20 protein-coding genes and 1 riboswitch are annotated in these 23,294 nt (G+C 64.3%); of the genes, 9 read left to right on the top strand and 11 right to left on the bottom strand.

Annotated features, from left to right (window positions below; all coding sequences use genetic code 11):
- Positions 1–4: 4 nt before the first annotated feature.
- The 9 genes from ACN9MW_RS01525 to ACN9MW_RS01485 all read right to left on the bottom strand — a co-directional run bounded on the left by ACN9MW_RS01525 (position 5) and on the right by ACN9MW_RS01485 (position 7,384).
- A complete protein-coding gene (locus ACN9MW_RS01525) occupies positions 5–1,216 on the bottom strand; it encodes a cobalt-precorrin-5B (C(1))-methyltransferase (protein WP_426166907.1) in 1,212 nt (403 codons plus the stop codon).
- Positions 1,213–1,893 (bottom strand): precorrin-8X methylmutase, encoded by a 681-nt coding sequence (locus tag ACN9MW_RS01520; RefSeq protein WP_426166905.1) that lies wholly within the window; start codon positions 1,891–1,893, stop codon positions 1,213–1,215. The genes ACN9MW_RS01525 and ACN9MW_RS01520 overlap by 4 nt, the downstream gene beginning before the upstream one ends.
- Positions 1,890–2,792 carry a sirohydrochlorin chelatase gene (locus ACN9MW_RS01515; protein ID WP_426166903.1) on the bottom strand — a complete coding sequence of 301 codons (903 nt, stop codon included), beginning with the start codon at positions 2,790–2,792 and terminating at the stop codon, positions 1,890–1,892. The genes ACN9MW_RS01520 and ACN9MW_RS01515 overlap by 4 nt, the downstream gene beginning before the upstream one ends.
- Positions 2,789–3,571 (bottom strand): precorrin-4 C(11)-methyltransferase, encoded by a 783-nt coding sequence (gene cobM / locus ACN9MW_RS01510; RefSeq protein WP_426166901.1) that lies wholly within the window; start codon positions 3,569–3,571, stop codon positions 2,789–2,791. The genes ACN9MW_RS01515 and cobM overlap by 4 nt, the downstream gene beginning before the upstream one ends.
- Positions 3,568–4,431: an energy-coupling factor ABC transporter ATP-binding protein gene (locus ACN9MW_RS01505; protein ID WP_426166899.1), complete on the bottom strand. Its 864-nt coding sequence runs from the start codon at positions 4,429–4,431 to the stop codon at positions 3,568–3,570. The genes cobM and ACN9MW_RS01505 overlap by 4 nt, the downstream gene beginning before the upstream one ends.
- Positions 4,428–5,162 carry a cobalt ECF transporter T component CbiQ gene (cbiQ, locus tag ACN9MW_RS01500; protein ID WP_426166897.1) on the bottom strand — a complete coding sequence of 245 codons (735 nt, stop codon included), beginning with the start codon at positions 5,160–5,162 and terminating at the stop codon, positions 4,428–4,430. The genes ACN9MW_RS01505 and cbiQ overlap by 4 nt, the downstream gene beginning before the upstream one ends.
- Complete coding sequence (locus ACN9MW_RS01495; protein ID WP_426166895.1) at positions 5,152–5,505, bottom strand: energy-coupling factor ABC transporter substrate-binding protein; 354 nt, start codon at positions 5,503–5,505, stop codon at positions 5,152–5,154. The genes cbiQ and ACN9MW_RS01495 overlap by 11 nt, the downstream gene beginning before the upstream one ends.
- Complete coding sequence (locus ACN9MW_RS01490; protein ID WP_426166893.1) at positions 5,502–6,182, bottom strand: energy-coupling factor ABC transporter permease; 681 nt, start codon at positions 6,180–6,182, stop codon at positions 5,502–5,504. The genes ACN9MW_RS01495 and ACN9MW_RS01490 overlap by 4 nt, the downstream gene beginning before the upstream one ends.
- 125 nt (positions 6,183–6,307) lie before the next feature.
- Positions 6,308–6,512: riboswitch (cobalamin riboswitch) on the bottom strand.
- Between the two features lie 2 nt (positions 6,513–6,514).
- Positions 6,515–7,384, bottom strand: coding sequence for a LysR family transcriptional regulator (locus tag ACN9MW_RS01485; protein ID WP_426166891.1), 870 nt, complete (start codon positions 7,382–7,384; stop codon positions 6,515–6,517).
- An 88-nt stretch (positions 7,385–7,472) separates the two neighbouring features.
- Between ACN9MW_RS01485 and ACN9MW_RS01480 the strand changes: the two genes are divergently transcribed.
- The 3 genes from ACN9MW_RS01480 to ACN9MW_RS01470 all read left to right on the top strand — a co-directional run bounded on the left by ACN9MW_RS01480 (position 7,473) and on the right by ACN9MW_RS01470 (position 11,380).
- A complete protein-coding gene (locus tag ACN9MW_RS01480; RefSeq protein ID WP_426166889.1) occupies positions 7,473–8,255 on the top strand; it encodes an enoyl-CoA hydratase-related protein in 783 nt (260 codons plus the stop codon).
- A gap of 84 nt (positions 8,256–8,339) precedes the next feature.
- Positions 8,340–9,986 (top strand): DUF1800 domain-containing protein, encoded by a 1,647-nt coding sequence (locus ACN9MW_RS01475; RefSeq protein ID WP_426166887.1) that lies wholly within the window; start codon positions 8,340–8,342, stop codon positions 9,984–9,986.
- A gap of 11 nt (positions 9,987–9,997) precedes the next feature.
- Positions 9,998–11,380 carry a DUF1501 domain-containing protein gene (locus ACN9MW_RS01470; RefSeq protein ID WP_426166885.1) on the top strand — a complete coding sequence of 461 codons (1,383 nt, stop codon included), beginning with the start codon at positions 9,998–10,000 and terminating at the stop codon, positions 11,378–11,380.
- Between the two features lie 24 nt (positions 11,381–11,404).
- On the opposite strand, the gene ACN9MW_RS01465 is transcribed toward ACN9MW_RS01470, so the two are convergent.
- Entirely contained in the window at positions 11,405–12,871 is a 1,467-nt protein-coding gene (locus ACN9MW_RS01465; RefSeq protein ID WP_426166883.1) for an efflux transporter outer membrane subunit, read from the bottom strand.
- A gap of 89 nt (positions 12,872–12,960) precedes the next feature.
- On the opposite strand from ACN9MW_RS01465, the gene ACN9MW_RS01460 reads away from it, so the two are divergent.
- The 6 genes from ACN9MW_RS01460 (at position 12,961) to ACN9MW_RS01435 (ending at position 21,856) form a co-directional block, all read left to right on the top strand.
- A complete protein-coding gene (locus ACN9MW_RS01460) occupies positions 12,961–13,578 on the top strand; it encodes a TetR/AcrR family transcriptional regulator (RefSeq protein WP_426166881.1) in 618 nt (205 codons plus the stop codon).
- Between the two features lie 80 nt (positions 13,579–13,658).
- Complete coding sequence (locus ACN9MW_RS01455) at positions 13,659–14,777, top strand: efflux RND transporter periplasmic adaptor subunit (protein ID WP_426166879.1); 1,119 nt, start codon at positions 13,659–13,661, stop codon at positions 14,775–14,777.
- On the top strand, positions 14,774–17,887 hold the full coding sequence (locus ACN9MW_RS01450) for an efflux RND transporter permease subunit (protein WP_426166877.1): 3,114 nt from the start codon (positions 14,774–14,776) through the stop codon (positions 17,885–17,887). Before ACN9MW_RS01455 ends, ACN9MW_RS01450 begins: the two co-directional genes overlap by 4 nt.
- 22 nt (positions 17,888–17,909) lie before the next feature.
- Positions 17,910–19,232, top strand: a complete 1,323-nt coding sequence (locus tag ACN9MW_RS01445; RefSeq protein WP_426166875.1) for an OmpP1/FadL family transporter — start codon at positions 17,910–17,912, stop codon at positions 19,230–19,232.
- Between the two features lie 18 nt (positions 19,233–19,250).
- Positions 19,251–20,057, top strand: coding sequence for an oxidoreductase (locus tag ACN9MW_RS01440; protein WP_426166873.1), 807 nt, complete (start codon positions 19,251–19,253; stop codon positions 20,055–20,057).
- Positions 20,058–20,149: 92 nt separating this feature from the next.
- Positions 20,150–21,856, top strand: a complete 1,707-nt coding sequence (locus tag ACN9MW_RS01435; protein WP_426166871.1) for a vWA domain-containing protein — start codon at positions 20,150–20,152, stop codon at positions 21,854–21,856.
- A 6-nt stretch (positions 21,857–21,862) separates the two neighbouring features.
- Here the strand turns inward: ACN9MW_RS01435 and ACN9MW_RS01430 are convergent, their stop codons facing one another.
- Positions 21,863–23,281: a glycoside hydrolase family 19 protein gene (locus ACN9MW_RS01430; RefSeq protein ID WP_426166869.1), complete on the bottom strand. Its 1,419-nt coding sequence runs from the start codon at positions 23,279–23,281 to the stop codon at positions 21,863–21,865.
- Positions 23,282–23,294 lie beyond the last annotated feature (13 nt).

Genomic DNA, 23,294 nt, shown 5'->3' with positions numbered 1-23,294 from the left:
GGGTCTATTCGGGGATTGGCTCGGGGTCGATATCGAGGATGTGGTCAATGCCGATGCGCCTTGCGTCGGCAGGACTCTCTTGTGGCAGCGCAGGCGGCGACCAGACGTCGGCGACCTGGTTGCCGCTGAAATCGCACACCAGCACGCGCAGCTGGAATGCACGGCCATAGCGCTCGGGCGCGGTCAGGGTATCGATGGCGGCTTGGGCCAGCGCATGGTGGAAGGCGTCGCCCAGGCCGCGTTCGACCATCAGTTCGGCGCCAAAGCGCGCTGTTTCGGCTGCTGCAATGGCGGCGCAGTCCTCGGGCGTGGCGCCGATGCGGCGCGCGATCTCCGCCACCAGGTCGGTATCGACCTCGCTGCGGTTGGCGTGGGTGATGGTTTCGCCTTGCGCGATCTTGGTCAGCTTGCCCACCATGACCGCGAGCACCACGAGTCCGATACGCTGCGAAGCGGCTTCGTCCAGCGCATAGCGCAGGAAGTCGCCCATCTGGACGAAACATGCGGACGGCAGCTCGGGACGCTCTGCGCGCAGCGTGGCGATGGCAAAGGTCTCCGTGCGGCCGCCGGTGGTCAGCGCAACCACTTCGTGGCCGGTGGTCGCAGCCACTTGCACGCCCTGCACTACGCTGGCACGCCACGCCGCCGTCGAATAGGGCCTGACGATGCCCGTGGTGCCGAGGATGCTGATGCCGCCCAGGATACCCAGGCGTGCGTTGGTGGTCTTCTTGGCCATCACCTGTCCATCCGGCACGCTGATGGTGACCTCGATGCCATGTTCCTGCAGCAGGGCGGGCGCGGCTTCGCGCAGGTTGTCTGCAATGTTACGGCGCGGTACCGGGTTGATCGCCGGACCGCCTACCTCCAGCCCGAGGCCGGGCATGGTTACCGTGCCAACCCCGTCGCCGGCCACGTACAGCACGTCGCCGGCGCGGCCGGGCAGCAGGCGCAGGTCGACCGTCAGGTGGGCGCCGTCGGTGCAATCGGGGTCGTCGCCTGCAAATTTGACCACCATGGCGTGTGCGGACTGCGCGCTGCAGCCGCCGTCGTGCACGGCAAAGCGCACCCGGCTACCGTTCGGCAGCAGGCTTTCGATTTCCTCCGGCACGTGGCCCGTCGCCAGCCCAAGCACCGCTGCGCGCGCCGCTGCGGCAGCACAGGCACCGGTCGTGAAACCGGTGCGCGTACCGCGTTCGGCCGCTGCCCTTTCCTTCATGCCTGCCCTGCCTTCTGCTTTGCCTCGGCCAGGGCCAGCAGGGCATGGAGGGCTGCGACCACCAGCGTCGAGCCTCCCTTGCGGCCGCGGATGACGATCCACGGCACCTCGGCCACTTCCGCCATCAAGTCCTTGGATTCGGCGGCGGAGACAAAGCCAACCGGCATGCCAACCACCAGCGCAGGGCGCACGCCTTCTTCGCGAATCAGGCGCACCAGCTCGATCAGCGCGGTCGGCGCATTGCCGATGCCAACGATGGCGCCCTCCAGCAGGCCAAGCCGGTGCGCCTTGCGCATGGCTTGTACGGCGCGCGTTGTGTCTTCGACTTTGGCGGTTTCGATAACGTCGGCATCGCTGATGAACTGGTGCGTCTTCATGCCGAAGTGGGCGAGGCGCGGTTGCGACAGGCCGGAGCAGATCATTTCAACGTCGGCAACGACAGGCGTCGAGCCGGCCAGCATGGCGGCGATGCCGGCCCGCACTGCTGCCGGATGGAAGTCGGTCAGGCCGTTGAAGTCGAAGTCCGCGTTGGCGTGGATCATGCGCCGTACGATTGGCCATTGCGATTCGGTATAGGTATGTGAGCCGACTTCAGCGTCGATGATGGCGAAGCTGTCATGCTCGATCACCTGGCCGGCGCGGGTCAGTTGTTCGGTGACGGTGTTGATGGTGCTCATGCTGGCTGCGCCTCTGCGTGATCGTGTGTATGCGCATGGGAGTGGCCGTGGCCATGGTCATGTGCGATCTCGCGGTAGGTACAGCCGTCGCAAGGCAGGCGGCTATCCGGCACGCCAGCGCGCAAGTCTTCCACGCGCTGGTCCATCAGCTCGAAAATCTCGGCCTCGAAGCCGAAATGCTCGGTGCAGGCGAAGCGCACTTGCGGATACTGGCCGCGCAGGTGTTCAACCTGGCGGTGAATGCGCTGCATCAGCGTGCCGGTGTAAAGGTAGTATGGCAGCACCACGACCTGGCGCATGCCCAGCATCACTTGGCGCTGCACGACTTTTTCCAGGCGCGGCCAGGTGATGCCTGTGAAGGCCAGGTCCACCAGCTCGTGGTCGCCCTCTTCCAGTAGCCAGCGCGCCATCTTGGCCATTTCGCCGTTGGCGCCGCGGTCGGAAGAGCCGCGGCCCAGCAGCACGACGCCGGTGGTGGTCGGATCGGGCATGTCGAGCGTCGCCATGGCCTTGCGCAGGCGGCGCTTGAGGATGGCCAGTACCGGGTCGCAGGCGGTCAGGTGCGGCGCCAGCAGGAATTCCGTTTGCGGACGGGCGATGCGCGCACCCTCGATGGCCTCTGGGATCTCCATCTTGACATGGCCGGCTGCATTCAAGATCAGCGGCACTACCAGCACGCGGCGCGAACTTGCGGCAACCTCCAGCAGGCTGGCATTCAGCTCGGGGGGAGCGAACTCGATAAAGCACAATTCGATGCGCCAGCCCGGCCGGCGTGCGCGCCACATGTCCACGAATTCACGGATTTCCTGGTTGCCCGACTCCTCGCGGGAGCCATGGCCGACGACGAGGATGGTATCGCTCGCTGCTGCAATCGCTGGCATCATGATGGATTGGTTCATGCGCTGGCCTTTCTGAAACGGTGGGTAAAAGTTGGGTCGTACAATTTGGAGCGCACCAGGGTTTCCCAGTGCAGGGCGCCCAGCGTGGGGCTGGCCACGATCATGGCCTGGCTGGCTACGCCGGCTTCCCGGCAGCGCTGCTTGATGTCGGCCAGCGTCCCGCGCAGGATCTTCTCTTCGCCGGGCCAACTGGCTTTGTGCACGACCAGCATGGGCGAGTCCTCCGGCCAGCCCGCCGCACGCAGGGCACCCTCGACCTTGTACATCAGGGTGATCGACAGGAAGATGCACAGCGTGGTGCGGTGCGCAGCCAGGCTGGCCAGGTCTTCGCCCTCCGGCATTGGGGTGCGGCCTTCGACGCGGGTGAAAATCACGCTTTGCGTCACCTCGGGCAAGGTCATGGATTCTCCGGCGGCTGCCATCGAAGCCATGGCCGACGAAACGCCGGGCACCACGGCCCATTCAATGCCTTCCGCAACCAGCGGACGCGCCATTTCAATCAGGGCGCCGTACAGGCCGGGATCGCCGGTCTGCAGCCTTACTACGGTGCTGTGGGCCCGAGTTTGCTCGATCAGCCAAGCCGTCATCTCTTCCAGCGTCATGTCTTTCGAATCGCGGATGACGCAGCCAGGCGGCGCGTAGAGCGTTGCGGCGCGGTCCACCAGCGAGCCGGCAAACAGCACGGCGCCAGCTTGTGCCAGCAGCTTTTGTCCCTTGACGGTGATCAGTTCGGGGCCGCCGGGACCGGCGCCGACAAACCAGACTTTGCCAGCTGTCATATCAGTATTTCTCCTTGGTGTTCGTCGACAGGCTGCGCGCGCAGTGCGGTCAGCACGGCCTCCACGCTTCGCGGTGCGGCGCCGGCGGGAAGCAAGCCGCGTTTGGCCAGCTCGGCATGTAATGCCAATGCCTGGGGCAAGCGTTGGCCGGCTGCGCGTAGCGCCTCCTGGCGCGAGGCCAGCTCCTGGGCGGGAACCGATGCAATGCAGCGGCCAGCAGCCATCATGTGGATGTCGTCGGCCCAGCGATAGGCAAAGTCGACGTCGTGGGTGGATAGGACGATCGTCACGCCGCGCGCGGCGAGGCGGTCCAGCAATGTCTCGAGTTCCATCTGCATCGGCGAGTCCAGGCCCGCCATCGGTTCGTCCAGCAGCAGGACTTCGGGCTGCATGGCCAGCACGCCGGCAATGCAGACGCGCTTCTTCTGGCCGAAGCTCAGGTGGTGCACGGGACGGCGCGCAAAGCCGGCCAGGCCTACGGCATCGAGCGCATCCGCGGCGCGAGTGCGTACCGTGGCGTCGTCGAGGCCGAGGTTCAGCGGCCCAAACGCCACATCCTCCTCGACCAGTGCCGAGATTAGCTGGCGGTCAGGATTCTGGAACACAAGGCCGACCCGGCTGCGCAACGAGGCCAGCCCACTGCGGCTGTAGTCGTACTCGTTGCCGTGCCAGCGCAAGCGGCCCACGGTGGGGCGCAGCAAAGCGTTCAGGTGCAGCAGGAGCGTGGTCTTGCCGGCGCCGTTCGCGCCGAGCAGCGCGTGACGGCGTCCGCGGCCAAGCGACAACGTGCAGCCGCGCAGGCCTGGGCTGCCGTCGGCAAACGCGTGCTCCACTGCTTCGAGTTCGATCAAAGGCGTCATAGCCTGTCACGCAGGGAAAATGCCAGCAGCAGCACGCTCGCCAGCAAGGATAGGGCAAGCTGGCGTCGCGCATGCGGGAAGGAAGCCGGCAAGTGGCGCAGGCTGCCCTCGAAGGCGCGCGCATCGGCCGCCATTTGCAGTGCCGACGCGCGCTGCCATACCTGTAGTGCCATCTGGCCCGTCAGCAACCCTATCGACCGCCAGTGTTGGCGCCAGCCGCCATGTCCCAGGCGCGCAGCTTGCGCGGTACTGCCTTCGTCCCATGCCTGGCGCAGCACGAACAGCATGCGGTAGCACAGCGCCATCAGGTCCAGCAGCAGTTCGGGTACGCGCAGGCGGCGCAGCAACATCAACAGGTCCGGCATCGGCGTGGTCAGCACCAGCCCGAGTACGGCGGCCAGCGCGGCGATCGAGCGCAGGGCAATGTACCCGACTGCCGGCGAGAGCCCAGGCGCCCACCGCCAGCCGCCCCCGCCGTCAGGCGTGACCAGCATTGTCAGGCAGGACAGCAAAAGGAAGCCGACCGGCGCTACCGCTACGGCAAAGTAGGTCCGGATCGGCACGCGCGCCCCGGCCAGCGTGGCGAGCATGGAGAGCAGCGCGAGCACGGCCAGCGTGTCAAGGCTGCGGGCGAGCCAGGCGGCAGCGATGCCGGCCAGCGCGAACAGGCCCTTCGCGCCTGGAGCGACGGCCTGCCAGCGCGAGGCGTAGGCTGCGGCGTCAATCCGCATGGGAATCCTGCTCCGGCACCGAATCCCCCTGTGCGCAACGTTGTTCGCGCTCGCGCGCCATCGATGTGCCGAGCCAGAAACCGATCACGCCCGCGCCGATCGCAGCTTGCAGCGCGAACAGCAGCGACGCGATCTCTCCGCTCGGCGGTTCGAACAGCGGTGCAAACCAGGGTTTGTAGTGTGGTGCGATGATGCCAATCGCCTGTTGCGCACGCGAATCCGCTCCGCTGAATGCTGCTGGCGCCGCGCCGCCCGGCTCCGCCGGCGGCATGTCTGCAAACCACAGCGGCAAAACGGTCAACAGGATGATGGCCGCCCAGATCAAGCCAGTACGCGCCTTCATGCCGACTTCTCCTTCACATGCGCCATCACCGGCAGCAGGCGCAGCTCGTGCGCATTGAAGCGCGCCATCGCATTCACCACCAGTACGGTCAGCAAGCCTTCGCTGATGGCGATCGGCAGTTGTGTCAACGCGAAGATACCGGCGAACTTGGCGAACGAAGCGCTGATACCACCGATCTGATCAGGAAAGGCCCAGGCCAGCTGTGCAGAAGTGGTCAGGTAAGTTGCCAGGTCGCCGATACAGGCGGCCGCGAACACCGCGACCGCGCGCGATAGCCCGAGGGCCGCCGTGGAGCGGAATACGCCATAGGAAACGAAGGGCCCGACGATCGCCATGGAGAACACGTTCGCGCCCAGCGTGGTCAAGCCGCCGTGGGCCAGCAGCAAGGCCTGGAACAGCAGCACGACAAAGCCGACCGGCACCATCGCCGCAGGACCGAACAGCAGCGCGCCAAGCCCGACGCCGGTCGGATGCGAACAGCTTCCCGTCACGGACGGCAGCTTCAGCGCAGACAGGAGGAAAGCGAAGGCCGAAGCAACGCCAAGCAGCATGCGCCGCTCGGGGTGCGCCTGCAAGCCGCGCGCCATGCTGCGCAGGCCCCAGGCCAGGAAAGGAGCGGATACGGCTGCCCAGCCAAGCGCATGCGCGGGCGGCAGGAAACCTTCCATGATGTGCATTCGAAACCTCCCGTCGAATGGTCTATGGGAGCACCTTCATGGGAGAATCGGGAGACGGTCGACAGGGGGCAGGCGGGCAAGACGCAGGAAGCCGGTCGACAGCGGCTTCCCTTCACCCCGGAGAACAGTGCTGGCAGTATCGGGCCGGTATTCTGGCTCGCCTTCATCCTCGTCCGGGCCTTCCCGCGCGTTGCGCAGTGGCGTATTTCCGGATTCGTCAGGCTTACAGCAGCGGGGGCTGCACCGGAGTGGCCGCACATGGCAGCGTCACCGGTTTCCCGTTTAACGCGCATCCAGGACAGGACGCGCGCACCCAATTGCCGAATAGTACATTAAAGGTCTCTTGCGTGGCAAACGCCTGTGATCTCGGTCAGGAAGGCTGCCATTGCCTGTACGCGCAGGCTCGCTTTCAGGTCGCGGTGATAGACCAGCCACAGGTCGCGCGATACTGGCGTGGCCAGTCGCCCCATTCGCTGGAGCGCCGGCTCTGCATCACCGATGAAACATGGCAGCATGGCGGCGCCCACGCCGGAGCGGGCGGCGGCGATCTGCGTGGGCAGGCTGTTGCACGCCAGGACTGGCGGTTTGCCGTCGAATGCAGTGCGCAGTGCGGCTGCCATCGGCAGGCCATCCCAGGCGCCGTCCCAGCTTATGTAGTCACCGCTGTCATGCGAAACAGCGGCTGCGCGGTAAAGGGCGAAATCGACCTTGCCGATACGCCTTGCGATGTAGTCGCCTGCTCCATCGTCCGGAGCGGCCATGCGCAGCGCCAGGTCGGCTTCGCGCCGCGACAGGTTGACCGCAGCCATGGCGATATCGAGCTCCACCCTTAGCGCCGGATGCAGCGTTCGCAATGCCGCCAGCCTGGGCGCGACCAGGAATTGCGCCAGCATTTCAGTAGTCGCCAGCCGCACCACGCCGGACACTGCGCGCTGCGCATCGCCCGGCGCAGCAGCGGCAGCCATGGCCTGCTCCACCTGCCCGGCGTGCGCCAGCAGTTCACTGCCGTCATCGGTCAGCGCATAGCCGCTTTGCTGGCGCAAGAACAGCTTTCGGCCAGTGCGGCGCTCCAGCGCGTCAACGTGGCGCGAGACCGTGGATGCGCTGGTGCCCAGTACCGCAGCAGCGCCGCTAAGGCCGCCGCTTCGTGCAACCGCGAGAAAGAACTTCAGCTCATTCCAGTCGAAGGCAAGGTTTTTCATTTTCGGAAAACTGTTTTCTGAACTCACAAAACTATGTCCAATTCTGGAAACCTATACTAACCTTAATTTCAACTCCCGGAGCCAAGCCATGACTGTCCTGTATGGAGAATCCGCCGGCATCGCCGTCATTGCATTGAATCGCCCCGATGCGCTGAATGCGCTCGACCTGCCGACCTTGCAGCGACTGGAAGAAATGCTGGACATGGCGGCCGCCAGTTCCGCAGCCGGCGCCGTGATACTTACCGGCACCGGCTCCAAAGCCTTCTCCGCCGGCGCCGACATCAAGTACCTGAGCCAGGCTACCCCGCTGGAAGTACGCGAATTCGCAAGGCTTGCGGTCCACATCACGCACCGCATCGAGAATCTTGGCAAGGTCGTGGTGGCGGCCCTGAACGGACACGCCTTGGGCGGCGGGCTGGAACTTGCCGAAGCATGCATGATCCGCATCGCAGCCAGCCATGCAAAACTCGGTCATCCTGAAGTGCGCATCGGCGCTGTTGCTGGCTTTGGCGGCACTACCCGCCTTGCGCGCCTGGTGGGGAAAGGCCGCGCAGCGGAAATGCTGCTGCGCGGCCGCATCATCGATGCTGAAGAAGCCCTGCGAATCGGCCTTGTGCAGCAGGTGGCCAGTCCCGACGCGGTGATGGATGCAGCGCGCGCCATCCTGTACGAGATCCTCGACCAGTCCCCGGACGCAGTGCGCCTGACATGGGAGGCCCTGCACCGTGGCTTGAACATGACGCTGGAAGAATCCGCAGGCTTGGGCGCCGACTATTTCGGGCTCGTCGCGGCAACGGAAAACTTCCGCATCGGCACAGATGCTTTCGTTAAAAAAGTCGCTCCCGACTACATTCGACAAAGGGTTGAATAAAACCCACAAAACCTGCGCACGATAGGTTTTGCTCATCCATTTCTAGCTATACTGCCCCCTTAAGGAAATTTCCGAGGGGCAACAATGGACGATACAATCGAGAATAATGAGAGCTCGCTAAAGCTCTCTGCGACCCTGGCCGCGGCAACCTTGCTGACAGCGTGCGGAGGCGGGGGGAGCGAAAGCAAGGGCAGCGACGGAGGTACGACCTCGCCGGTGCCACCCCAGGTCGAATCGATTGCAGGCGCCCAGGCCGCACGTTTCCTCGCCCAGGCCTCCATGGGCGCAACGCATGATCAGATGACTCGGGTCCAAGCGCTCGGCTATAGCAAGTGGCTGGACGAGCAGATGGCGATGCCCACTTCGCAATCGCGTTGGGATTGGCTGATGGCGAAGGGCTTCAACGCCATCGAAAACAAGAACACCCAGGCCGGCATCGACGCGGCACTGTGGGTCAAGCTGATCACGTCCCCCGATACCCTGCGCCAGCGCGTGACGCTGGCCTTGTCCGAAATCGTCGTCGCCTCCCTGGATGGCTTCACCGGTGCCTGGCGTGCCTTCACCGGCGCCGCCTACATGGACAATTTGGAGGCCAATGCCTTCGGCAACTACCGCACCTTGCTGCAGCAGGTCACGCTGTCGACCTCGATGGGCGAATACCTGACCTATCGCGGCAACGCCAAGGCCAATCCGAAAACCGGCTCCATGCCGGACGAGAACTACGCCCGCGAGATCCTGCAGCTCTTCACCATCGGCCTGCTGAAGCTGAACCCGGACGGCACGGCGACCGAGCAGGAAACCTATACCCAAGCCGACATTTCCGGCCTGGCCCGTGTATTCACCGGCTGGGACTCCGACCTCGCCGGCGGTACCAGCGACACGCCGGATTACCGCAAGCGCCCGATGACCCAGGTTGGAACCAAATACGAGCCTGGCGAAAAAATCTTCCTCGGCACCACGATCGCCAGCGGCGTCGATGCGGCAACGGCCCTGAACAAGGCGCTCGACACGATTTTCGCGCATCCGAACGTGGCGCCTTTCGTATCGAAGCAGCTGATCCAGCGCCTGGTCACCAGCAATCCAGCGAAAGAGTACGTGGCGCGTGTCGCTGCTGTCTTCAACAACAACGGCAGCGGCGTCAAGGGCGACCTGAAAGCGGTCATCAAGGCCATCCTGCTGGACCAGGAAGCACGTTCCGCGGCCAACCTGACGAACGCCGGCTTCGGCAAGGTGCGCGAACCCATCCTGCGCTTTACCGCATGGGCGCGTGCCTACAACGCCACCTCGCCGAGCGAAGCCTGGGCCATTGGCAATACCAGTGAGCCCTCGTCCCGCCTGGGACAAAGCCCGCTGCGCTCGCCGAGCGTCTTCAATTTCTTCCGCCCCGGCTACGTGCCGCCGGCACTGGGCGTGGTCGCACCAGAATTCCAGATCGTGAACGAAACCAGCGTGGTCGGCTATGCCAACTACATGCAGACTGCCATCAGCAGGGGCATTGGCGACGTCAAGGCGGATTATTCGAGCCTGCTGCCGCTGGCCGACAACGTGCCTGCCCTGGTTGACGAGATCAATCTGGTGCTGGCGGCCGGCCAGTTGGGCGCAGACACCGTGACCCTGATCCGCAACGCTGTCACCAGCATGGCGACCGGCACCGACGCCGCGCGCGCCAACCGCGTCTATGCGGCGCTCACGCTGGTCATGGCATCCCCCGAATTCATCGTACAGAAGTAAAGGCCACCACCATGACTAATCAAGCTTCGCGCCGCGCCTTCCTCAAGCGCGCATCGGCACTCGGCGTAGCAGGCGTGGCGGCGCCCTGGGCCATCAACCTGATGTCGATCGCCGAGGCGGCGGCAGCTACTGCCAGCGACTACAAGGCACTGGTCTGCGTCTTCCTGTACGGCGGCAACGACTATGCGAACACTGTCATCCCCTACGACAGCACCAACTACACGCTGTACCAGGGACTGCGCCCGACCATCGCCTATGCCCGCGACGCCCTGACCGCGACCGCCCTGGCGCCATCCGTCCCCGTGATGGATTCGACTGGTGCAGCCCGCGAGTTCGCATTGGCGCCGGCGCTCGCGCCCCTGGTCCCGATTTTCAACAACGGCCAGCTTGGCGTCATGCTGAACGTCGGCCCGCTGGTCCAGCCGACCACGAAATTGCAATACCAGACCAAGTCCGTGCCGCTGCCGCCGAAACTGTTCTCGCATAACGACCAGCAATCGATCTGGCAGTCGTCCGCGCCCGAAGGCTCGCGTACCGGCTGGGGCGGCCGCCTGGGCGACCTGTTCGAGTCGGGCAATGGCAATGCCACCTTCACCTGCGTCAACGTATCGGGGAACGCGGTCTACATGGCCGGCAAGACGGCCGTGCAGTACCAGGTGTCGGCCAACGGCTCGATGCAGTTCAACGGCCTGAAGTCGCCGCTGTTTGGTTCGGCCACCGCCACCGAGGCCCTGCGCACCCTGATCACCCAGCCGCGCACGCACGCGCTGGAGAACGAATACAACCGCGTGACCCGCCGTTCGGTGGATGCCAACGCGGCGCTCACCTCGGCCCTGGCCACCGCGCCTGCACTGCAAACGGTATTCCCGGCATCGAATTCCCTGGGCGACCAGTTGAAGATGGTCGCGCGCATGATTTCCGCCAGCGGCAGCCTGGGTGCCAAGCGCCAGGTGTTCTTCGTCTCGATGGGCGGATTCGACACCCACGACAACCTGGCCACCGTCCACCCGGGCCTGATGGCCAAGCTGGGCGACGCCATGGCCGCCTTCTACCAGGCGACGGTGGAACTGGGCGTGTCCGACAAGGTGACGACGTTCACCGCCTCCGACTTCGGCCGCACGCTGGTCGCCAACAACGACGGCTCCGACCACGGCTGGGGCAGCATGCACTTCATGATGGGCGGCGCCGTCAAGGGCAAGCGCTTCTACGGCACTGCGCCGGTCGTCGCCAACAATGGCCCTGACGACGTCGGCCAGGGCCGCCTGCTGCCAAGCACCTCGGTCGACCAGTATGCGGCCACCATGGGTAAATGGCTGGGCGCCAGCGACAGCGAACTGCTCTCCCTGCTGCCCAACCTGTCCAACTACAGCACGCGCGACCTCGGCTTCCTCTAAGCCAGCCGAGGCGGCTGGCGCTGGCTAGCGCATTGCCATTGCCATTGCTCCGGCATCGGCAGCCTGCCAGCCGCCGCCGAGTGCCCGGAAGGCAGCGACTGCAGCGCGTGCCGATTCCGTTTGCGCCTGCACCCGCGCATCGGAAGCGCGCAGCAGGCTTTCGTCCGCTTGCAGCACTTCGACCAGGCTGACGACGCCCCTCTGGTAGGCTGCGAACGACGCTTCGCGCGCCCGGCCGAGCGAGCTGACGCCTTGCTCCAGCACGGCCGCCTGCTCTTCGCGCTTGACCAGCGCCGAGAACGCGTTCTCGACATCCTCGCTCGCATGCAGCGCCGCCAACCGGTAGGCGGCCAGCATTTCCGCCTCCTGCCCCCTGGCTTGCGCGATCTGCGCATCGACCCGGGCGAAATCGAACAGGCGCCAGCGCAAGCCAAGGATGCCGGCAGCCTGGTTGGCGCCGCTGGTAAACAGGTTGCCGCCGGAGACCGAGGTGGCGCTGCCCAGCAGGCCGCTCAGGGAAAACTTGGGGTAATACTCGGCAATGGCGACACCGATGCGGGCATTGGAAGCGGCTAGCCGGCGCTCTGCCACGATCAGGTCGGGACGGCGGCGCAGCAGTTCGCGCGGCGAGCCGCTGGCGGCAATCTGCGGAGCCAGCGGGATGGCGCTCGTTTCGGCCAGCTCGGCGTGATGGGTGCCGGGTGGCGAAGCAAGCATCACGTCCAGCGCATTCAGGGCAGTTTCCAGGCCCGACTCCAGCACCGGGATGGATGCCTGCACCTGGGCCAGCGCGCCTTCGGCCTGCCTTAGTTGCAGTTCCGCCGCCAGGCCCTTGTCATATAAGAGCTTGATGGTCGCCACAAGATCCTGCTGCGTCTTTACTTGCTTGCGGGCGACATCAAGGCGCGCCTGCAAGCCGCGCACGGTGATGTAGATGTCGGCCGTTTGCGCCGCCACCGCCAGCCGTGCCGCCGCCGCGCCGGCTTCCGATGCCTGGTATTCGGCCAGCGCCGCCTCGCGGCCCCGGCGCAAGCCGCCAAACAGGTCGAGTTCCCAGTTCGCGCCGAGATTGACTTCATAGGAACTGCCATGGCGGTCAAAGCCGGGCGCCGAGTTGAGTATCTGCCCCTGAGGGGTTTCTACCGACTGGTAGGCCCGGGCGGCTTGCCCGCTGATGTTCCCGGAAGGCAGCAGGGCAGCATTGGCCGCGCCCAGGCCGGCGCGCGCTTGCGCGACGCGTGCGGAAGCCTGCGCGAGGTCGAGGTTTTGCTCGAGCGCCTGTGCCACGAAGCGGCTCAATAGTGGATCGCCAAAGCCGCTCCACCACTGCGCCAGGTCGGCAGTGGTGGCGGCCTGGCGCTGCTCAACAGCTGCCTGGCCGTGGAATTGCTGCGCCAGGACGGGTTCCGGCCGGGCGTAATCGGGGCCGACGGCGCAGCCCGTTGACAGGGTGGCAACGACCAGCGCCGCCAGGGTTTGTTTATTTAACATCGGACATCCTTCGTCATGAGTTCATGGTGACCATAATACCAAATGGTCACAAGTTGTCCAATCTTTCTGTTTGGCTTAAACTTGAGCGCATGAAAAATCCACTCATCTCTCCAGCCCCGGCCCGGGGCCCGGCCGATCATGAAGTGCGCAACCAGATCGTTGCCGCAGCCGTTGAACATTTCAGCCACTACGGCTATGCGAAGACCACCGTGTCCGACCTGGCCAAGTCGATCGGCTTCTCAAAAGCGTATATCTACAAGTTCTTCGAGTCGAAGCAGGCCATCGGTGAAGTGATCTGCGCCAATTGCATGCAGCAGATCGAAACCGAGGTCAGCGCGGCAATTGCCGAAGCCAGTTCTTCGCCTGAAAAGTTGCGCCGTATGTTCAAGGCCTTTACTGAAGCCAGCCTTCGCCTGCTGTTCAATGAACGCAAGCTTTACGAAATTGCAGCGACAGCAGCAACGGATCGCTGGCAGGTCGTGCTTGACTATGAGGTGCGCATCCAGAAGCTGCTGCGCGAGGTGTTGCAGGAGGGCCGCCAGTCGGGCGACTTCGAGCGCAAGACTCCCTTGGATGAGACGGTGATGGCGATCTACCTGGTGATGCGCCCTTACCTCAACCCACTGCTGCTGCAACATAGCTTTGATTACACGGAAGATGCCCCGGCGCATCTGTCCAGCCTGGTGCTCAGGAGCCTGTCGCCATAAAAAAATAGTTTGTGACCATTGACTAAATTAGTCACCAGAACCATAATGAAAGTCCCGATCACTTTATCCATGGGACTTTCATGCGCCTGCTTCGCTCAACTCCATCCGCAGTCTTCGCTGCCGTGCTGCCGTTTGCGGTGGTGGCTTGCGGCGAAAAACATCCAACCGATCCCCGTACCGAGGCGCCGCTGGTGCGCGCCGCGGTCGTACAGGGGGTAGCCCCCCTTTCCCGCTCCTACACCGGCGTTGTCGCCGCACGGGTGCAGAGCGACCTCGGCTTCCGCGTTCCCGGCAAGGTGCTGGAGCGCCTGGTCGACGTCGGCCAGACCGTCAAGCGCGGCCAGCCGTTGATGCGCATTGACCCGGTCGACCTGAAACTCGCAGCCCATGCTCAACAGGAAGCCGTCGCCGCCGCCCGCGCCAGGGCAAAACAGGCGTCCGACGATGAAGCCCGCTACCGCGACCTGCGCCCAAGCGGTGCAGTTTCCGCTTCCGCCTACGACCAGGCCAAGGCCGCCGCTGATGCCGCCCGCGCCCAGCTCAGCGCAGCCGAGGCCCAGGCCGACGTCGCCCTGAACGCCAGCCGCTATACCGAGCTGGTGGCGGATGGCGACGGCGTCGTCACGGAAACGCTGGCCGAACCCGGCCAGGTAGTCAATGCCGGCCAGGTCGTAGTCCGCCTGGCCCATGCCGGCCGCCGCGAAGCGGTGATCCAGCTGCCGGAGACGGTTCGCCCTGCCGTTGGTTCCACCGCCCAGGCAACCCTGTTTGGCAAGGATGGCGTGCGCGTTCCCGCCAAGCTGCGGCAGTTGTCGGATGCAGCGGACCGGCTCACCCGTACCTTCGAAGCACGCTATGTGCTGGAAGGCGAACTGGCCAACGCTCCCTTGGGCAGCACGGTAACCATCCAGGTGGCCGACGGCCAGCCGGCCGCCCAGGGCGGGTTGCAGGTGCCGATCGGCGCCCTGTTCGACGCAGGCAAGGGGCCAGGGGTCTGGATCATCGACGGCAACCCGGCCAAGGTCTCCTGGCGTCCCGTCTCGGTGCAGCGACTCGAAGACGACCGCGCCAGCATCGACGGCCAGGTCAAGCAAGGCGATCGGATCGTCGCGCTCGGCGCGCACCTGCTGCGCGAAGGCGCCAACGTGCGGGTGGATGCCCAGGGCGCCGGCGCCCCAACTGAAGGAGCCCGTCCGTGAAACCGAGCCGCTTCAACCTGTCGGCCCTCGCGGTACGCGAGCGCTCCATCACCCTGTTCCTGATTTGCCTGATCTCGCTGGCAGGGGTGATCTCGTTCTTCAAACTGGGCCGCGCCGAAGACCCGGCGTTCACGGTCAAGGTGATGACCATCGTCACCGCCTGGCCCGGCGCCACCGCGCAGGAAATGCAGGACCAGGTAGCGGAAAAGATTGAAAAGCGCTTGCAGGAACTGCGCTGGTACGACCGCAGCGAGACCTATACCCGGCCCGGCCTGGCTTTCACCACCCTGACCCTGCTCGACAGCACCCCGCCCTCGGAAGTGAAGGAAGAGTTCTACCAGGCGCGCAAGAAGGTCGGCGACGAGATCGGCAACCTGCCGCCTGGCGTGATCGGACCCATGGTCAATGACGAATACGCCGACGTCACCTTTGCCCTGTATGCGCTGAAGGCCAAGGGCGAGCAACAGCGCTTGCTGGTGCGCGACGCCGAATCTCTGCGCCAGCGCCTGTTGCACGTGCCGGGGGTGAAGAAGGTCAACATCGTCGGCGAGCAGCAGGAACGCATCTATATCGAGTTCTCCCATGAACGCCTGGCGACGCTCGGCATCGGCCCGCAGGAAGTATTCGCCGCGCTGAACAGCCAGAACGCATTGGCCGCTGCCGGCTCCGTGGAAACCAAGGGCCCGCAAGTGTTCATCCGCCTGGACGGCGCTTTCGACACGCTGCAGAAAATCCGCGAGACACCGGTGGTGGCCCAGGGCCGCACGCTGAAGCTGTCCGACATCGCCAAGGTTGAACGCGGCTATGAGGACCCATCCACCTTCATGATCCGCAATGGCGGCGAGCCTGCGCTCCTGCTGGGCATTGTCATGCGCGATGGCTGGAACGGCCTGGACCTGGGCAAGTCGCTGGACAGCGAAGTGGGCGCCATCAACGCCAGCCTGCCGCTGGGCATGAGCCTGGCCAAGGTGACCGACCAGGCAGTCAACATCAGCTCCTCGGTCGACGAATTCATGCTCAAGTTCTTCGCCGCCCTAGTGGTGGTGATGCTGGTGAGCTTCATCAGCATGGGCTGGCGCGTCGGCGTGGTGGTTGCCGCTGCCGTTCCGTTGACGCTGGCCATGGTCTTTATCGTCATGGCGGCAACCGGCAAGAACTTCGACCGCATTACCCTGGGTTCGCTGATCCTGGCATTGGGCCTGCTGGTGGACGACGCCATTATCGCCATCGAAATGATGGTGGTGAAGATGGAAGAAGGCTACGACCGCATCGCCGCGTCGGCCTACGCCTGGAGCCATACGGCCGCACCGATGCTGTCCGGTACCCTGGTGACGGCCGTCGGCTTCATGCCGAACGGTTTTGCCCGTTCGAGCGCCGGTGAATACACCAGCAATATGTTCTGGATTGTCGGCATCGCCCTGATCGCGTCCTGGGTGGTGGCGGTGGTATTCACCCCGTATATGGGCGTCAAGCTGCTGCCCGATTTCAAAAAGGTCGAGGGTGGCCACGAAGCCATCTACGACACCCCGCGCTATAACCGCTTCCGCGAGCTGCTGGGGCGCGTCATCGCCCGCAAGTGGCTGGTGGCCGGCTCGGTCGTGGGCCTGTTCGTGCTGTCGGTATTGGGCATGGCGGTAGTCAAAAAGCAGTTCTTCCCGATCTCGGACCGCCCGGAAGTACTGGTCGAGGTGCAAATGCCTTATGGCACGTCGATCAACCAGACCAGCGCTGCTACCGCGAAGGTTGAAGCATGGCTGGCCGGACAAAAGGAAGCAAAGATCGTCACGGCCTACATCGGCCAGGGCGCGCCGCGTTTCTACCTGGCCATGGGACCGGAATTGCCCGATCCGTCGTTTGCCAAGATCGTGGTCCGCACCGACAGCCAGGAAGAGCGGGATGCGTTGAAACAGCGCTTGCGCGAAGCTGTCGGCGGCGGCCTGGCATCCGAAGCGCGCGTACGCGTCACCCAGCTTGTCTTTGGCCCGTATTCGCCATTCCCGGTTGCCTACCGCGTCAGCGGTCCCCCGGAAAAGCTGCGCAGCATTGCGGCGGACGTGCGCCAGCTCATGGAGAACAGCCCGATGATGCGGACCGTGAATGCCGACTGGGGCACCCGTGCGCCAACGCTGCATTTCACGTTGCAGCAAGACCGGCTGCAGGCAGTAGGCCTGTCCTCCAACGCGGTGGCGCAGCAACTGCAGTTCCTGCTGAACGGCGTACCGGTGACTGCCGTGCGTGAAGACATCCGCACCGTACAGGTGGTGGCGCGCGCTGCTGGCGACATCCGCCTCGATCCAGCCCGGATCGGCGACTTTACGCTGGCCGGCGCCAACGGACAGCGCATCCCGCTGTCGCAAGTGGGCAAGATCGAAGTGCGGATGGAAGAACCCATCGAACGCCGCCGCGACCGCATGCCGACCATCACCGTGCGCGGCGACATCGCCGACAACCTGCAGCCGCCGGACGTTTCGGCAGCCATCACCAAGCAACTGCAGCCGCTGATCGCCAAGCTGCCGACTGGTTATGCCATCGAGGAAGCAGGCTCCATCGAGGAATCGGGCAAGGCGACCAAGGCCATGCTGCCGCTGTTCCCGATCATGCTGGCGATCACCCTGCTGATCATCATCTTCCAGGTGCGTTCGATTTCGGCAATGGTGATGGTGTTCCTGACCAGTCCCCTGGGCCTGATCGGCGTGGTGCCGACCCTGATCCTGTTCCGGCAGCCTTTCGGCATCAATGCCCTGGTCGGCCTGATCGCCCTCTCCGGCATCCTGATGCGTAACACCCTGATCCTGATCGGCCAGATCCACCATAACAAGGAAGCTGGCATGGATCCGTTCAAAGCAGTGGTCGAAGCGACCGTGCAACGCGCGCGCCCGGTGATCCTGACAGCGCTGGCGGCGATCTTCGCCTTCATGCCGCTGACGCACTCGGTGTTCTGGGGCACGCTTGCTTACACGCTGATCGGCGGCACCCTTGCCGGCACCGTCCTGACCCTGGTGTTCCTGCCTGCGATGTACTCGATCTGGTTCAAGATCCGGCCCGGCGATACACAGCCAGCGGTGCACGCGGGTGAGGCGGCGGGACCGCAACTGATGACCGGTAGTTGAATTCATAAAAGAGGAGAAGTTGATGTCGAAGCATAAGTATTCGAAGTCCCTGCTGGCTGCGGCAGCAGGCATGCTGCTGGCGGGCCAGAGCCACGGCGCCGCATTTGAACTCAAGGAGAAAAGCGCCAAGGCACAGGGCCGGGCAACCGCAGGCTCGATCAGTGCCCCGGGTGATGCATCGGCCATCGCAGAGAATCCTGCCGCGATGCGCGGCCTGGATGGGAGGGTATTCCAGGCCGACCTGACCACGGTCGACTACTCGGTCAAGTTCAACGGCGACGGCGAGGATGCGCTTGGCCGGCCTTTATCGGGCGGTAATGGCGGCAACGCGGGAGCGACCAAGCCGATTCCAGCCATGTACTTCCACACGCCATTGGGCGAGCGCGCCCACCTCGGCCTGTCGCTGACGGCGCCGTTCGGCTTCACCACCGACTACGACGCGCAATGGAAGGGCCGTTACCAGGGGCAGAAGACCGAACTGAAAGCGGTCAACCTCGGCCTCGCCCTGTCGTATGACCTGAACGAGCAGCTGTCGTTCGGTGGCTCGCTATTCTTCGAACATGCGACAGCGAACCTGACGACCGCCCTCGACTTCGGCGCGATCATGGCTGCCGCACGCGTGCCCGGCTACGCTCCCACCAGTGCCGACGGGCGCATCGCACTCGATGGAAGCGACAATGCCTTCGGCTTCACGCTCGGCCTGCTGTATAGCCCGACCAGGCAAACCCACATCGGTGCAGCCTACCGCTCCGGCGTCAACCATAAGCTGAGCGATGCATCGATCACGTTTGACGTGCCGCAAGGGCCTAAGGCGATACTCGCGGCCACGCGCCCCGGCTGGTTCACTGACACCAACGCCTCGACCGAACTGCGCATGCCTTCGTCCTGGACAGTCAGTGTGACGCACCAGCTCAACGAACGCTGGTCCGTCATGGCCGACGTGCACCGAACCAAATGGAGCAGGTTCAAGGACGTCGTGCTGGACTTCGACTCGCCGCAGGCAACGCAGGCGATCTCCTTCGACTATCGCAACACCCTGTTCGGCGCGCTGGGCGCCGAATACACGCTCAATCCGGACCTGACCCTGCGCGCAGGCGTGGCTTACGACCAGACGCCGGTCCGTGCCGCTTCCCGCGACGTCCGAGTGCCGGACGTCGATCGCAAGTGGCTATCCCTCGGCGCCACCTGGCGTGCCAGCCAGAGCGTCGAATGGAGCGCCAGCTACACCCACCTGTTCCTCGACGATGCGGCTGTCGCCATGCGTTCGCCGACCGGCAGCACCTTGCATGGCAACTACAAGCTGGCGAGCGATATCTTCGCTGTCTCGCTGGCTTATCGCTTCTGAACCCCCTGGAGAAAAAGCATGAAGGATTCGCCGATTGTATTGATTACCGGAGTCTCGTCCGGCATCGGGCGCACCGCAGCGGAGAAGTTTGCCGATCAGGGATGCCGCGTCTTTGGCACCGTGCGCAGCATCGCCAAAACGTCGCCCCTGTCGGGCGTTGAACTGCTTGAAATCGATATCCGCGATGACGCGTCCGTGGAACTTGGCGTCCAGGCGGTCATCGAGCGCGCGGGCCGCATTGATATCCTGGTCAACAACGCAGGCATGAATATGGTCGGCGCGGTGGAAGAAACATCGGTCACCGAGGCCGCCGCCCTGTTCGACACCAATGTGTTCGGCGTGCTGCGCATGGTACGTGCGGTGCTTCCGCATATGCGCAAGCAGCGCCGTGGCCGGATCGTGAATGTCAGCTCCGTGCTTGGCTTCCTGCCGGCACCGTACATGGGACTGTATTCGGCCTCGAAGCACGCGGTCGAAGGCCTGTCCGAAACCTTGGACCATGAGGTGCGCCAGTTCGGTATCCGCGTCACCCTCGTCCAGCCCTCGTACACGAAGACCAACCTGGACGCCAACTCGCCCCAGGCCGCCCTGCGGATCGGCGATTATGACCATGAGCGCGATACTGCGGCCCGCTCCGTCGTCAACAGCATCAACAGCGCTCCCGGCCCCGATAGTGTCGCGAACACGATAGTGGAAGCGGCGCTCGGGACGTGGCGTATGCGCCGCACGCCAGCAGGACAAGCCTCGCTGTTGAGCAAATTGCGCCGCTTCATGCCGGCTGGCCCGGTTGATGCCAGCCTGCGCAAATCGCTGGGCTTGGCGTGACGCCCGCGTTGGCTACAAAATGTAACCTTGGTTGCGCAAGACGCTCCTTTTTGGGATGTTAGCAGGACAACAATTCCAAAAGGACGTCCACCATGAAGAAGACCATACCCTTTGCGCCGGTCTTGGCAGCAGGCATGCTCACGCTTGCTGCCTGCAGTACGCCGCAGCCGACCCAGGCGCCGCAGCATGTCGCCGAAGCTGCAATGCCGGCACCAGTGCCGGCCGCCGTACCGCCAGCACCCGTCGCGCCAGCGGCAAAGGCCGATCTGAGAGGCTCGGTGAAGCCCGCCCCGGTGTTGGCTTACTCTCCTGGTGTGCCAGCGCCAATGCCGCACATCGCGCCCATGCCGCAATCGGCAGACAAATTCCCCGACAAGGACGGCAACAAGTCCGTGCTGGTGAGCGAACAGCCTGTGTCCACCTTCAGCGTGGATGTCGACACTGCCTCCTACGCCTTCGTCCGCCGTATGCTGTCCGACGGCCGCGTGCCGCCGCAGCAAGCCGTGCGCGTCGAGGAAATGGTCAACTACTTCCCCTACAACTACGCTACTCCCACCAATGCCAGCCAGCCGTTTGCAGTTACGACGGAGGTGATGCCGAGCCCATGGCAGCAGGGAAACCAGCTTGTCCACATCGCGCTCAAAGGTTATGACATCAAGGCCGCCGCCCGCCCGCGCGCCAACGTTGTGCTGCTGGTGGACATTTCCGGCTCGATGGGGCCACGTGACCGACTGCCGCTTTTGCAGCAAGGCTTCCGCCTGTTCGCAGAGCAGTTGCGCGATGACGATATGGTCTCCATTGTGACTTATGCGAACGGCACCGCCGTCGCCCTCGAGCCAACCAGCGGCAAGGACAAGCAGAAGATCATCGACGTGATCAACAACCTGCACGCATCGGGCGGCACGGCCGGTGGCGATGGCCTGCAGCGCGCCTACGCCCAGGCCGAGCGCAACTTCGACCCTAAGGCCGTGAACCGCGTGATCCTGGCCACCGATGGCGACTTCAATATCGGCATCACCGATCCCAGGCAGCTTGAGAAATTCATCGTCGACAAGCGCAAGTCCGGCGTCTACCTGTCGGTATTCGGTGTTGGCCTTGGCAACCTGAACGACGCCCTGATCCAGCGCCTGACACAGTCCGGCAACGGCAATGCCGCCTATATCGACACCCTGCTGGAGGCGCGCAAGGCGCTGGCGCAGGAGCTGGGTTCGACCATGTTCCCGATCGCGAACGACGTGAAGGTGCAAGTCGAATTCAACCCGTCGCAAGTCGCGGCTTACCGCTTGGTTGGCTACGAGACCCGCATGCTGAACCGACAGGACTTCAAGGATGACAAGGTCGACGCCGGCGACATGGGCGCCGGCCACACCGTCACCGCCATCTACGAAATCACGCCAGCCGCCAACGCAGGCAAGCTGGTTGATCCGCTGCGTTATGCGCAGCCGGGCAAAAAGAAAGCCACGGAATCAGGCAAATCCGATGAGCTGTGCTTTGTGAAGGTGCGCTACAAGCTGCCCGGCCAGTCCGCCAGCAAGCAGGTCGAGCATGCGGTGCGTGCCGGCAGCGCACGCGATTCTCTCGACGCAGCGCCGGACGACCAGCGCTTTGCCGTCGCCGTTGCAGCTTTCGCCCAGCGCCTGCGTGGGGAGCAGCAAGTCGCCGACTTCAGCTACGGCGATATCGCCAGGCTGGCGGAAGGCGCACGCGGCGCCGACCGCGAAGGCTATCGCGCCGAATTCGTGAAAATGGTACGAATGGCGGAAGCCCTCAGCACGGTCGGCCCTGCTGCGCAACGCTGATGAACCTTAGTTGAGCGTGACGTTCCAGTTGCGCTCAACGCACTTCACGTAATTGCCGGCGATAAGGGCGTTGTAAGGCGTCTGGTAGTTCACCAACTGGCATTGGTAATCGCCGCCGCTGTTCCAGTTCTTCTCCCAATAGATGTTGTAGGCGGCGGAACTGGACGGGCCAAAACGCTGCATCGTCGCGCACGATAGCTGCTCGCCCGCCACATTCCAGCCAAGGTCGGCCGCGAACTGCCGGTAATAATCGATGCGGTTCTGCGCCGCCGGCTTTTCGCTGCCGGTACCGCATTCCGCATTGATGATCATGATCGTGGTGGCGAAGTTGTTCCCCGCGCCGGCGGCAATGTCGCTGGCGTTGGGAACCCAGCTTCCGTCGATCACATGCAGCATCGATGGCTTCGGCGGTTGCGGGTAGACGAAGAAGAACGTGGCAGAGGCAAGATTCAGCCAGGTCGACGCTACCTGGTCCGGATTTTTCAGCAGCACCGATTGGTCGCCGTTGAACATCACCTGCGAGAACGGCCCGTAGTTGTAGTTGTATGAGAGCTGCTTGGCGCCGCGTCCGAAGTACTTCTTGTAGCTGCCATCGGCGTTCTTCCCGCAAGTCCAGACCGTGTTGAAGACCGGATCCGCACATTCAGTGTTGTAGCCGCAGCCTGGACCATCTTCAGTGCAGCCCAACTCGCGCAAGTATTTCAGGCCCTGCCGCCACTGCGGCAGGGGCAGGCTGGCATTGTGCTCGCCGGTCTCCTGCGCAAAGTGGGCGAACATGGTCGCCAGCGAATGGCGGCAGATGCTGTCGGCATTGCGGCCGTCGGTATAGTCGCCGCACACCGCCGGGAACTTTGCCACCGCCTGCAGGAAGCGCCGGTACTCATAGCTCGCTTCACGCAAGGAGAAGTAGTAGTCCCACTTCGCCGACGACAGCAAACGTTCAACGCGCTTCACATTGGCCGGGTTGCTGGCCAATCCAGGCGTCACCGCTTCCACCGCTGCGTTGTCGAGTGTCCGGATCGACGCCTTGACGCTGCGGAAGAAGTCATTGTCAGTCAGCGCCTGCTCGCGCGCTTCGGCCTGCGCCTTGGTCGGTACGCCGCCTGGCTGCGTCGGCGGGTCGCCAGGGTCGGTGGGTGGATCGGTCGCCTCCCCGATGTATTTCCATGGGCCCCAGGTGTCAGCCTGGCTTGGTGCATTCCCCTGTGTCCACCACTTCGCTTCGAATTGCTTGCTTTGGTAAATGGCGCACATGCCCGCCGTGTACACCTGGCTGGCGCTCCACGCCGGGCAGGAAGCGGTGGCGCTGGCCACTACGCCCTGCGCCAGCGTGCGCGCAGCGGCCGGGGTGTCGGCGCTGCCACCCCCCCCGCAGGCGGAGAGCGACAGCGCCGCGGCAAGTGCCGCGTAAGTGAGAGTTCTCATGTCAGGTTCCCTC

Origin of the sequence: Pseudoduganella sp. R-34, assembly GCF_049904655.1 — a bacterium.
GTDB lineage: Bacteria > Pseudomonadota > Gammaproteobacteria > Burkholderiales > Burkholderiaceae_D > Rugamonas.
This window is presented reverse-complemented; position numbering and strand designations above follow the sequence as displayed.

What these genes read in the sequence shown, in the direction of transcription:
- ACN9MW_RS01475 (WP_426166887.1), top strand. Translation starts at nt 8,340, where the DNA reads ATGGACGATACAATCGAGAATAATGAGAGCTCGCTAAAGCTCTCTGCG.
- ACN9MW_RS01470 (WP_426166885.1), top strand. Translation starts at nt 9,998, where the DNA reads ATGACTAATCAAGCTTCGCGCCGCGCCTTCCTCAAGCGCGCATCGGCA.
- cbiQ (WP_426166897.1), bottom strand. Translation starts at nt 5,162, where the DNA reads ATGCGGATTGACGCCGCAGCCTACGCCTCGCGCTGGCAGGCCGTCGCT.
- ACN9MW_RS01490 (WP_426166893.1), bottom strand. Translation starts at nt 6,182, where the DNA reads ATGCACATCATGGAAGGTTTCCTGCCGCCCGCGCATGCGCTTGGCTGG.
- ACN9MW_RS01460 (WP_426166881.1), top strand. Translation starts at nt 12,961, where the DNA reads ATGAAAAATCCACTCATCTCTCCAGCCCCGGCCCGGGGCCCGGCCGAT.
- ACN9MW_RS01440 (WP_426166873.1), top strand. Translation starts at nt 19,251, where the DNA reads ATGAAGGATTCGCCGATTGTATTGATTACCGGAGTCTCGTCCGGCATC.
- ACN9MW_RS01435 (WP_426166871.1), top strand. Translation starts at nt 20,150, where the DNA reads ATGAAGAAGACCATACCCTTTGCGCCGGTCTTGGCAGCAGGCATGCTC.
- ACN9MW_RS01495 (WP_426166895.1), bottom strand. Translation starts at nt 5,505, where the DNA reads ATGAAGGCGCGTACTGGCTTGATCTGGGCGGCCATCATCCTGTTGACC.
- ACN9MW_RS01430 (WP_426166869.1), bottom strand. Translation starts at nt 23,281, where the DNA reads ATGAGAACTCTCACTTACGCGGCACTTGCCGCGGCGCTGTCGCTCTCC.
- ACN9MW_RS01520 (WP_426166905.1), bottom strand. Translation starts at nt 1,893, where the DNA reads ATGAGCACCATCAACACCGTCACCGAACAACTGACCCGCGCCGGCCAG.
- ACN9MW_RS01465 (WP_426166883.1), bottom strand. Translation starts at nt 12,871, where the DNA reads ATGTTAAATAAACAAACCCTGGCGGCGCTGGTCGTTGCCACCCTGTCA.
- cobM (WP_426166901.1), bottom strand. Translation starts at nt 3,571, where the DNA reads ATGACAGCTGGCAAAGTCTGGTTTGTCGGCGCCGGTCCCGGCGGCCCC.
- ACN9MW_RS01455 (WP_426166879.1), top strand. Translation starts at nt 13,659, where the DNA reads ATGCGCCTGCTTCGCTCAACTCCATCCGCAGTCTTCGCTGCCGTGCTG.
- ACN9MW_RS01480 (WP_426166889.1), top strand. Translation starts at nt 7,473, where the DNA reads ATGACTGTCCTGTATGGAGAATCCGCCGGCATCGCCGTCATTGCATTG.
- ACN9MW_RS01445 (WP_426166875.1), top strand. Translation starts at nt 17,910, where the DNA reads ATGTCGAAGCATAAGTATTCGAAGTCCCTGCTGGCTGCGGCAGCAGGC.
- ACN9MW_RS01515 (WP_426166903.1), bottom strand. Translation starts at nt 2,792, where the DNA reads ATGAACCAATCCATCATGATGCCAGCGATTGCAGCAGCGAGCGATACC.
- ACN9MW_RS01485 (WP_426166891.1), bottom strand. Translation starts at nt 7,384, where the DNA reads ATGAAAAACCTTGCCTTCGACTGGAATGAGCTGAAGTTCTTTCTCGCG.
- ACN9MW_RS01505 (WP_426166899.1), bottom strand. Translation starts at nt 4,431, where the DNA reads ATGACGCCTTTGATCGAACTCGAAGCAGTGGAGCACGCGTTTGCCGAC.
- ACN9MW_RS01525 (WP_426166907.1), bottom strand. Translation starts at nt 1,216, where the DNA reads ATGAAGGAAAGGGCAGCGGCCGAACGCGGTACGCGCACCGGTTTCACG.